Origin of the sequence: uncultured Gordonia sp., assembly GCF_937858515.1 — a bacterium.
Lineage (GTDB): Bacteria > Actinomycetota > Actinomycetes > Mycobacteriales > Mycobacteriaceae > Gordonia.
The window spans coordinates 1-10,398 of sequence record NZ_CALLZT010000170.1 but is presented as its reverse complement, the minus strand read 5'-3'; the positions used below and the strand labels follow the sequence as shown (position 1 = coordinate 10,398).

Annotated in this window: 8 protein-coding genes and 1 pseudogene; 8 read left to right on the top strand and 1 reads right to left on the bottom strand. The window is 67.1% G+C overall.

Annotation, left to right across the window (positions count from 1 at the left end; translation table 11 throughout):
* Positions 1–143 (bottom strand): TetR family transcriptional regulator (locus Q0627_RS16760; RefSeq protein ID WP_298811551.1); only part of this gene is annotated, 143 nt, incomplete at its 3' end.
* Between the two features lie 247 nt (positions 144–390).
* Between Q0627_RS16760 and Q0627_RS16755 the strand changes: the two genes are divergently transcribed.
* The 8 genes and pseudogenes from Q0627_RS16755 to Q0627_RS16720 form a co-directional block, all read left to right on the top strand.
* On the top strand, positions 391–1,323 hold the full coding sequence (locus Q0627_RS16755) for a DUF3152 domain-containing protein (RefSeq protein ID WP_291017310.1): 933 nt from the start codon (positions 391–393) through the stop codon (positions 1,321–1,323).
* A gap of 108 nt (positions 1,324–1,431) precedes the next feature.
* Positions 1,432–2,607, top strand: a complete 1,176-nt coding sequence (moeZ, locus tag Q0627_RS16750) for an adenylyltransferase/sulfurtransferase MoeZ (RefSeq protein WP_291017288.1) — start codon at positions 1,432–1,434, stop codon at positions 2,605–2,607.
* A 173-nt stretch (positions 2,608–2,780) separates the two neighbouring features.
* Positions 2,781–3,635 (top strand): TIGR02569 family protein, encoded by an 855-nt coding sequence (locus Q0627_RS16745; protein ID WP_291017285.1) that lies wholly within the window; start codon positions 2,781–2,783, stop codon positions 3,633–3,635.
* Between the two features lie 243 nt (positions 3,636–3,878).
* Positions 3,879–5,387 (top strand): nitrate/nitrite transporter, encoded by a 1,509-nt coding sequence (locus Q0627_RS16740; protein WP_291017283.1) that lies wholly within the window; start codon positions 3,879–3,881, stop codon positions 5,385–5,387.
* 52 nt (positions 5,388–5,439) lie between these two features.
* Complete coding sequence (nirB, locus tag Q0627_RS16735; RefSeq protein ID WP_298811532.1) at positions 5,440–8,001, top strand: nitrite reductase large subunit NirB; 2,562 nt, start codon at positions 5,440–5,442, stop codon at positions 7,999–8,001.
* A gap of 161 nt (positions 8,002–8,162) precedes the next feature.
* Positions 8,163–8,567: a nitrite reductase small subunit NirD gene (gene nirD / locus Q0627_RS16730; RefSeq protein WP_298811546.1), complete on the top strand. Its 405-nt coding sequence runs from the start codon at positions 8,163–8,165 to the stop codon at positions 8,565–8,567.
* Positions 8,564–9,808 carry a uroporphyrinogen-III synthase gene (locus Q0627_RS16725; RefSeq protein ID WP_298811529.1) on the top strand — a complete coding sequence of 415 codons (1,245 nt, stop codon included), beginning with the start codon at positions 8,564–8,566 and terminating at the stop codon, positions 9,806–9,808. Before nirD ends, Q0627_RS16725 begins: the two co-directional genes overlap by 4 nt.
* A 29-nt stretch (positions 9,809–9,837) precedes the next feature.
* A pseudogene (locus Q0627_RS16720) lies at positions 9,838–10,272 on the top strand (sirohydrochlorin chelatase); the annotation flags it as partial.
* Positions 10,273–10,398 lie beyond the last annotated feature (126 nt).

Below are 10,398 nucleotides of genomic sequence, written 5' to 3'. Positions count from 1 at the left end.
GCGATCTCGTCCATGCCCGCGGAGTGGTATCCGCGTTCGACGAAGATCTCGCTGGCCGCTTCCAGCAACTGCAACCTGCGCGCACTGCGCGGCAAGCGCGTGCTGCGTCCCGCGTTGGCGGGTGAATTCGTGGCAGTCGACATGCTCTGAGAGTACCCGTGCCCGGGCGCGGTGTCGGTTCGGGCGGGACCGCGGCGGTGGCTGCGCAGTGGCGGTCGAGGGTTCCGGACAGGCCGCGGAGCGCACGTGTACGGCATTCCGCGTGGCCTATGAGAAGGTTGATTGGTGAGTGGCCCAGAGAAAGGTGAGTACGGTTCGCGGCCGGGTTCGGGGTCCGGTTCTCCCGGACCTGCGCAGGAACGGTGGAATCGGCCCAATCCGGACCAGCCGTTGCAGGCGCGGTGGGATCCCACAGACATCGGCGGACGTCGTCCGGCGGGTCCGGACGAGTGGTCCAAGCGGCGCAGGCCCAACGCATTCGGACGTGTGCTGTCCACCTATGGGTGGCGCACCTACGTGATTCCGGCGTTGGCGGTGCTGACGGTGATATTGCTGGTGCTGACCTTCCGGGACGGCGGCAAGCCCGCGCAGCCGGAGAGCCCTGCCGATCTGACGGCCCGCAACACCAACATCAACGAGGCGACCACCGCGATCGGAGCGCCGAGCGAACAGGTCGATCCCGATGCGATGCCCGCGGGCGTCCTGCCGTCGGGCGGTTCGTTCACCGCGCAGGGTGAGAAGGTATATCACCAGGTCAAAGGACGTGGTGAGCAGGTCGGCACCGGGCAGGTGTTCACGTACACGGTCGAGGTCGAGGACGGTGTCAACCCGCAGGATTTCGGTGGGGAGTCGACGTTCGCGAAGATGGTCGAGGCGACGCTGGCCAACCCGCGCAGCTGGATCGGCGACGGCAAGGTCGCCTTCCGGCGGGTCGCCTCCGGCGATCCTGATCTGCGGATTTCGTTGACGTCGTCGGGAACGGCGCGGGAGCTGTGCGGGTATCAGATCAAACTGGAAACCAGCTGCTACTACCCGCCGGACCAGCGGGTGGTGCTCAACGAGGCCCGCTGGGTGCGCGGGGCGCATTCGTATCAGGGCGATGACCTGCTGTATCGGCAGTATCTGATCAATCACGAGGTGGGGCACGGCATCGGGTACGAGCATCATCTTCCGTGTCCGCGTAACGGGGCGCTGGCCCCGGTGATGATGCAGCAGTCGTTCGGTGTGTCCAACAAGGACATCCTGTCGTTCGATCCCGACATCGACGCGGATCCGTCGTTCGTCTGCAAACCGAATCCCTGGCCGTTTCCAGACAAGGGGTGATATCAGGCAAGGGGTGAGACCCGCTGTCGAATCGTCGCCGGTCGGGATTACCCGGGCCGCCTGTGGAGTTGACCGGTAGACAAGACCAGTCCAACACAGGAGTTTGCCGTGTCTTCTCTTCCTCCGCTGGTGCAGCCGGCGGCCGAGCTCAGCAACGACGAGGTCGCCCGGTACAGCCGGCACCTGATCATCCCCGATGTGGGTATGGACGGGCAGAAGCGGTTGAAGAACGCAAAGGTGCTGGTGATCGGTGCGGGCGGCCTGGGTTCGCCGACGCTGCTGTATCTGGCCGCGGCGGGTGTGGGCACCATCGGGATCGTCGAGTTCGATGTGGTGGACGAGTCGAATCTGCAGCGGCAGGTGATCCACGGCCGGTCCGATGTGGGTCGGCCGAAGGGGGAGAGCGCCCGTGATTCGATCCGGGAGATCAACCCGTATGTGACGGTGAATCTGCATCAGCAGCGGCTGGAGGCCGAGGGTGCGGTGGCGTTGTTCGGCGAGTACGACCTGATCCTGGACGGTACGGACAACTTCGCGACCCGGTATCTGGTGAACGATGCCGCGGTGCTGGCGCACAAGCCGTATGTGTGGGGTTCGATCTACCGGTTCGAGGGGCAGGCGTCGGTGTTCTGGGAGGACGCGCCGGACGGGCGGGGCATCAACTATCGGGATCTGTACCCGCAGGCGCCGCCGCCGGGGATGGTGCCCTCCTGCGCCGAGGGCGGAGTGCTGGGCATCCTGTGCGCGTCGATCGGGTCGATCATGGGTACAGAGGCGATCAAGTTGATCTGCGGGATCGGTGAGCCGTTGCTGGGCAGGCTGATGGTGTACGACGCCCTCGACATGACCTACCGCACCATCCGGATCCGGAAGGACCCGGACGGTGCGAGGATCACCGAACTCATCGACTATGACGAGTTCTGCGGCGTGGTGTCGGCGGAGGCGGCCGACGCCGCGACCGGATCGACGCTGACGGCGACGGAGTTGAAGGCGAAGTTCGACGCCGGGGAGCGATTCGCGCTGATCGACGTGCGGGAGCCGGTGGAGTGGGACATCGTGCATATCGACGGTGCCGAATTGGTCCCCAAGGGTGACATCCTGTCGGGTGCGGGACTGGCGAAGATTCCGCAGGACCGGCCGACGGTGCTGTACTGCAAGACGGGGATCCGGTCGGCGGAGGCGCTGGCCGCGCTCAAACGGGCCGGTTTCGCCGATGCCACGCACCTGCAGGGCGGTGTGACGGCGTGGGCTCACCAGGTGGAACCGTCGCTTCCGGTGTACTGATAGGGGCTGCGTAATCGCTAGTCGCACTTCGATCGTTACGCTGCGAACGGTCTACTACCAGTTGGTAGTAGACCGTTCGGGTGCTGTCCGTCGGACCGGATCACACGTAAAATCTAGATGGATATTCGTGTCGTTAGGTGAATTAACAAGTTTGCCTCGGTAATCTTTCTTGCGTGACTCCGATTGCCCCGCCTGATCATGTGCTCGCTGCGTTCGGCCTTACGGCGCACCCGCCGATAGCACTTGCCGATTCGTGGCACAGTGGCTGGCGTGTGGGTGAGGTAGTACTGTCCCTCGTGCCCGACTACACCCGGGCCGCCTGGTCGGCGAAGGTCCGCGAGAACCTGTACGTCGACGGGCTGCGTATCGCGCGTCCGTACCGGGCCGCCGACGGCCGGTATGTGGTGTCGGGGTGGCGCGCCGACTCCTACATCGCCGGCAGCCCCGAGCCACGTCACGACGAGGTGCTGTCAGTGGCCGACCGCCTGCACACGGCCCTCGCGGGAGTCGGGATGGCGCGTTTCCTGGTGCAGCCGCCGGCGCCACCGCACAGCGATGTCGACGTGTTCGTGGCCGCCGACCGTGCGGCTTGGGAAGATCCGCCACTGCGTTCGGCGCACGCGGCGGGTATGGCAGAACACACCACGGTCGACGGGCATACCAGTGTGGAAGCCCTCAAGATGCTCGCCAAGCTGCGTAAACCGGTGGAGATGCAGTCGCAGGTGGTGCACGGCGACCTGTTCGGCACGGTGCTGTTCGCCGGTGCCGCGGCCCCCGGGATCACCGACATCGTTCCCTACTGGCGACCCGCGGAGTGGGGGTCGGCGGTGGCTGTGGTCGATGCGCTGGCCTGGGGCGGTGCCGACGACGATCTGGTCAACCGCTGGGCCGATCAAGACGAGTGGCCACAGATGTTGTTGCGTGCCACCATGTTCCGTCTGGCGGTCCATGCACTGCACCCCCGGTCCTCCTGCGGTGCGCTGCCCGGGTTGCTGCGCGTCGTCGACCTGGTGGGGTGGCTCGTTTAGAGCGTGACACGGCCGCCGGGCACCTCTCACGGCGGCCGGGGTGATGTGAGAACAACGTGATTGTTCGGTCACCGACGGGCAAAACCGTGAAACACGCGGTTCCTACCTTGGATCTCAACCGACATCGGGGTCGGTGACATACCGGCGCAGCCATCGGCAGACCTCGCAGCGTGCACAGACACGCGGCCGGTCCGGACCGAAGGTCGCCGGTGCCACCCGATAGATGATCCAAGGGGAAACCATATGTCGACTCTGTTGACCAACTTGCGGCGTGACCGCACGATCACCGATTGGGATCCCGAAGACCGGGAGGCCTGGGACAACGGCAATGCCGCGATCGCCAAGCGCAATCTGCTGTGGAGTGTGATCTGCGAGCACGTCGGATTCTCCATCTGGTCGATGTTCTCGGTGATGGCACTGTTCATGGGCCCGGAATACGGGATCAGTGTCGATCAGAAGTTCGTGATCGCGGCCACGGCGACCCTCGTCGGCTCGTGCCTGCGTATCCCTTACACCCAGGCCACCGCGCGTTTCGGCGGTCGCAACTGGGCCATCTTCAGTGCCGTCGTGCTGCTCATTCCCACCGGCCTCATCATCATGCTGATGATGAATCCGGGTGAGTTCGGGTTCGGCTGGTTCCTCGCCGTCGCGGCGATCAGCGGTTTCGGTGGTGGCAACTTCGCGTCGTCGATGACGAACATCAACGCGTTCTATCCGCAGCGCCTCAAGGGCTGGGCACTGGGCCTCAACGCCGGCGGCGGCAACATCGGCGTGCCCGCGATCCAGATCATCGGCCTGATCGTCATCTGGCTGGCCGCCGATCGGCCCGAACTGGTGTGCATGTTCTACCTGGTGTTCCTGGTGATCGCAGGTATCGGCGCGGCCCTGTTCATGGACAACCTCGATCATCAGACATCGAGCGCCAAAGCGATGGTCGACTGCCTCAAGTACCGCGACACCTGGATCATCGGCATCCTGTACGTGGGCACCTTCGGCTCGTTCATCGGTTTCGGTTTCGCCTTCGCCCAGGTGCTGAACCTCAGCTTCACCTCCGCGGGTGCGGCCAAGCCCGCGCTCGCCGCGGCGCAGATCGCTTGGATCGGCCCGCTGCTCGGCTCCCTGTCCCGGCCCTACGGCGGCAAACTCGCCGACCGCATCGGCGGTGGCAAGGTGACGCTGTACACATTTATCGGTATGACCTTCGGAGCGGCGATCCTGGTGTTCGCCGCCACCGCCGCCGACAACAACGGCAAGGTCATCGAGACCGGCCACCTCGTCGGCCTGGTCATCGGCTTCATCGTGCTGTTCATCCTGTCAGGTCTGGCCAACGGTTCGGTGTACAAGATCATCCCGACGATCTGGGAAGAGAAGGCACAGGCCAGTACCGACATGTCGCCGACGCAGAAGGTCGTCTGGTCGCGGTCGATGTCGGGCGCATTGATCGGAATCGCGGGCGCGGTCGGCGGACTCGGCGGTGTCGGGATCAACCTGGTGCTGCGCGCCAGCTACAAGTCCAATCAGTCCGCGACCGCCGCGTTCTGGATCTTCATGGCCTTCTACGTGGTCGCCGCGGTGATCACCTGGTGGTTCTACGTCCGCCGGCAGACCGTACTGACCACCCAGACCACCGACATCGTGGTCGAGCCCGCCGTCACCGACCCGATCGCCCCCGCCCCCATCACTGACGACACAGCAGAAACCGCGGAACAGCCCAAGGTTTCGACGACGAGCGGAACCGGGACGCTCGCCTGAAGGCGCACGTCCGGACGCACACACCGAACACGGTTCGAGGAGAAGTAACAAGATGAGCAGGCAGACAGTGGTGGTCGCAGGCCACGGCATGGTCGGACACAGGTTCGTGCAGTCGCTACGCAACCACGATTCCGGCGGCGACTGGGATGTGGTCGTGATCGGCGAAGAGGCCGACCCCGCCTACGACCGGGTGGCCCTGTCCTCCTATGTCGGTTCCTGGCAGCGTGATTCGCTGGCGCTCGACGGCAACACCTATACCGGTGACGAGGCGGTGACCAGCCACCTCGGTGAGCTGGTCACCGCGATCGACCGGTCCGCCAAGCAGGTCACCACCGACAGCGGCCGGGTCGTCGGCTACGACGCACTGGTCCTGGCGACGGGCTCGTACGCCTTCGTCCCGCCCGTCACCGGTCACGACCACCAGCGGTGCTTCGTCTACCGCACCCTCGATGACCTCGACGGCATCCGCGCCACCGCGGAGGCCGCCGGGCCGGGAGCGGTCGGCGTGGTCGTCGGTGGTGGTCTGCTCGGACTGGAGGCCGCCAACGCGCTCAAGCTCCTCGGCATGACCCCGCACGTCGTCGAATTCGCGCCCCGGCTGATGCCGATGCAGGTCGACGACGGCGGCGGTGCGGTGCTCAAGGGCCTGATCACCGATCTCGGTCTGCACGTGCACACCGGCGTGGGCACCTCGAGCATCGCCGATCACCCCGAGCAGCAGGACATGCTGCAGGTCACGCTCAGCGACGACTCGACCATCGACGCGGCGCTGGTGGTGTTCTCCGCCGGTGTGCGGCCCCGCGATCAACTCGCCCGCGAGGCCGGCATCGACGTCGGGGAACGTGGTGGTGTGCTCACCGACAATGCTTGCCGCACTTCGGATCCCGATGTGTACGCGATCGGCGAGGTGGCCGCCGTCGACGGCCGCTGCTACGGCCTGGTCGCCCCCGGCTACACCACCGCCGAGGTGGTGGCCGACCAACTCCTCGGCGGCGACAGCCGGTTCCCGGGGGCGGACATGTCCACCAAGCTCAAACTGCTCGGGGTGGACGTGGCCAGCTTCGGCGACGCGATGGGCACCACCGAGAACGCACTGGAGATCGTCTACCACGATCCGGTGGCCGGCAAGTACGCCAAGCTGGTACTCTCCGACGACGCCAAGACCCTGCTCGGCGGCATCCTGGTGGGCGATGCGTCGGCGTACGCGATGCTCAAGCCGATGGTCGGCCGCGAGATCCCCGGCGACCCGTCGTCGTTGATCGCGCCGAGCTCGTCGGGTCCGGCGATCGGCGTCGACGCGCTGCCCGACGACGCCGAGATCTGCTCCTGCAACGGCGTGTCCAAGGGCAGCATCTGCTCGGCGATCGCTGCCGGCGCCTGCGATCTGGCTGCCATCAAGGGCTGCACCAACGCGGGCACCACCTGCGGTGGCTGCCTGCCGTCGGTCAAGTCGCTGCTCGCGGCCTCGGGTGTGGAACTGAGCAAGGCGCTGTGCGAACACTTCTCGCAGTCGCGCGCCGAACTGTTCGAGATCGTCTCGGTGACCGGCATCCGTACCTTCTCCGGGCTGATCGAGCGGTTCGGCACCGGGGTGGGCTGCGACATCTGCAAACCGACCGTCGCCTCGATCCTGGCGTCCACCTCCAGCGACCACATCCTCGACGGCGAGCAGGCCGCCCTGCAGGACACCAACGATCATTTCCTGGCGAACATGCAGAAGAACGGCTCGTACTCGGTGGTGCCGCGGATGCCCGGCGGCGAGGTGACCCCCGAGCAGCTGATCGTGATCGGCGAGATTGCCCGCGACTACGGCCTGTACACCAAGATCACCGGCGGTCAGCGCATCGACTTGTTCGGCGCGCGCGTCGACCAGCTTCCGGAGATCTGGCGCCGCCTCGTCGACGCCGGCATGGAATCGGGGCAGGCATACGGCAAGAGCCTGCGCACGGTGAAGAGCTGCGTCGGATCTACCTGGTGCCGCTACGGCGTGCAGGATTCGGTGGGCATGGCGGTGTTCCTGGAGAAGCGCTACCGCGGTCTGCGCTCGCCGCACAAGATCAAGTTCGGTGTCTCGGGCTGCGCCCGCGAATGCGCCGAGGCCCGCGGCAAGGACGTCGGCGTCATCGCCACCGAACACGGCTGGAACCTGTACGTGTCCGGCAACGGCGGGCAGAGCCCCAAGCATGCCGTGCTGCTGGCCGGCGGGGTGGATGACGAGACGCTGGTCGCCTACATTGATCGGTACCTGATGTTCTACATCCGCACCGCGGACAGGCTGCAGCGCACCGCGCCGTGGCTGGAGTCCCTGGAAGGTGGACTGGATCATCTCAAAGCGGTGGTCTGCGACGACAGCCTCGGGCTGGCCGCCGAATTGGAGGAAGCGATGGCGCGTCATGTCGCGGGATACCGCGACGAGTGGGCCGCGGTGCTCGACGACGAGGAGAAGCTGAGCCGCTTCGTCTCCTTCGTCAATGCTCCCGAGGTCGCCGACCCGACGATCCGCTTCGCCGACTACGAACGGCGCGTGCCGGTCCTGCTGGATATGCCGCCGATGCCGTCCGTGCCATCTGCGCCGCGGGAACCCGCCGAGCAGGACGCACCGGCCTCGGTGTGAGCCTGGCCCACATCCCGACCCGACCCCATCGGCTCTTCCCAGCCCGAAGGAGCACTGCAATGACAACACAACAGACCACCACTGAGTCACTGGTCGCCCCGACCGACGCGGCACTGGTCGCCCCGGGCGACGCGGCACTGGTCGCCCCGGGCGACGCAGACCTGCGGCACGTCACCGCACGGCATCCCGACGCCGTCGACGGCACGTGGGTGCGGGCCTGCCTGCTGTCCGACCTGTCGATCGGCCGCGGCGTCGGCGTACTCGGCCCGGATTTCGAGCAGGCCGCGTTGTTCCGCGTGCCGGCCGCCGAATCGGACCGCGAGGCCACCGCCGGACGCAGCAAGCTGTACGCCCTCGGCAACATCGACCCGTTCTCGCGGGCCGCGGTGATCTCGCGTGGGCTGACCGGCGACCGTGACGGCGAGCCGATGGTGACCAGCCCGCTCGGCAAGCAGGCGTTCTCGCTGCGCACCGGTGTATGCCTCGACGACGAGTCGCGGTCGGTCCCGAGCTATGCGGTGATCGTGCGGGACGGCGCCGTCGAGGTGTTCTTCCCGAACCGATGAGTACCGGTACCACTACGTCCGCATCGACGCCCGGCCGGGCCCGGACCACCCCCGCCCAGCGTGTGGCCGCCGAACCCGGCGACGACGGCTCCGATCCGGACGGTGCGTCGTTACCGCTGACCGGTTTCACCATCGGGATCACCGCCGCACGGCGCTCGGAGGAGTTCGGTGCTCTGCTCAACCGGCGCGGCGCGGACGTGCTGTCGGCGCCGACGATCATGATCGTGCCGCTGGCCGACGATTCGGCGCTGGCCGAGGTCACCGAGGAGATCATCGCCGACCCGCCGGATCTGATGGTGGCCACCACCGGTATCGGTTTTCGTGGCTGGGTGGAGGCGGCCGAGGGCTGGGGCAATGCCGAAGGTCTCCTGGCCGCGCTCGGCCGCAGCCGGCTGATCGCGCGTGGCCCCAAGGCCAAGGGCGCCATCCGCGCCGCCGGCCTGACCGAGGAGTGGTCCCCCGACAGCGAGTCGTCGTCGGAGGTGCTCGACAAACTACTCGACGAAGGCGTCGACGGTCTCCGGGTGGCGGTGCAGTTGCACGGGGCGACCACCGAATGGGAACCGCTGCCGGACTTCTGCGATGTCCTGCGCGCGGCGGGGGCCGAGGTGCTGCCGGTGCCGGTCTATCGCTGGCAGGTCCATCCGGATGTGGCGCGCATCGACAAACTGATCGCCGCGGTGATCCGGTCGGACCTGGACGCGATCACCTTCACCAGCGCACCTGCGGTGGCGGCGCTGTTCACCCGCGCCAAGGAACTGGGCAAGATGGCCGCGCTCACCCACGCCATGCGCACCTCGGTGCCCGCCTTCTGCGTGGGCTCGGTGACCGCGGGACCGCTTGAGGCGCAGCAGGTCCCGACGATCTACCCGCACCGCTACCGACTCGGCGCGCTGGCCCGGCTGATCACCGAGGAACTGCCGCGGCGCAGTCACCGGCTCCGGGTGCACGGCCACGACACGGCCATCCGCGGCCAGTCGGTGATGGTCGACGGCAACCTGCTCGAGCTGTCGGCCACCAGCATGACGCTGCTCAAGACCCTCGCGGTGACCCCGGGGCGGGTGGTTTCGCGCACCGATCTGCTCGCCGGGCTGCCCGGTGACAGTTCCGACACCCATGCCGTCGAGGTGGCTGTGGCCAGACTCCGTGCGGCGCTGGGGGATTCGAAGATGATTCAGACAGTGGTCAAGCGCGGCTACCGGCTGGCCGTCGACCTGGAATATGACGGGGAGGACGAATAGTGAACACACCATTGCCGCTCGGCGATCGGATGCGGGACGTGAACCCCGTGATCGTCGCCCACGGAACACGAAATCCACACGGCGTCAACATGATCGCCGAGATCGCCGCCGCCGTGAGCGAGCGGATCGGGACAACCCGCACCGCGTTCGTCGACGTCCTCGGCCCCACTCCGGCCGAGGTGCTCTCCGATCTCGCCGACGACCGTCCGGCCGTCGTCGTCCCGGCCTTCCTGGCGTCGGGATACCATGTGCGTCAGGATCTTCCGGGATATGTTGCGGAGTCGGGGCGGCCGGGGACCATCGTCACCCGGGCCCTGGGCCCAGACCCGGTGATCGCGGCGGTACTACGGCTGCGGCTGATCGAGGCCGGCTGGGAGCCGGGCGACGCGGTGGGGCTGGCAGCGGCCGGCTCCTCGGACGCCTCGGCCCGTGGTCAGGTACATCTGGCCGCCCGCCAGCTCGAGGGCTTCGGCAGCACCGCGGCGAGCTGCGCCGCCTGCAGGGCGTCGAGGGCGGCGGCGGAGAGACCGAAGTAGCGGCGGGGAGCCCCCTCCGCGCCGTGGATAACGGGAGCGAACGCCACGACGGGC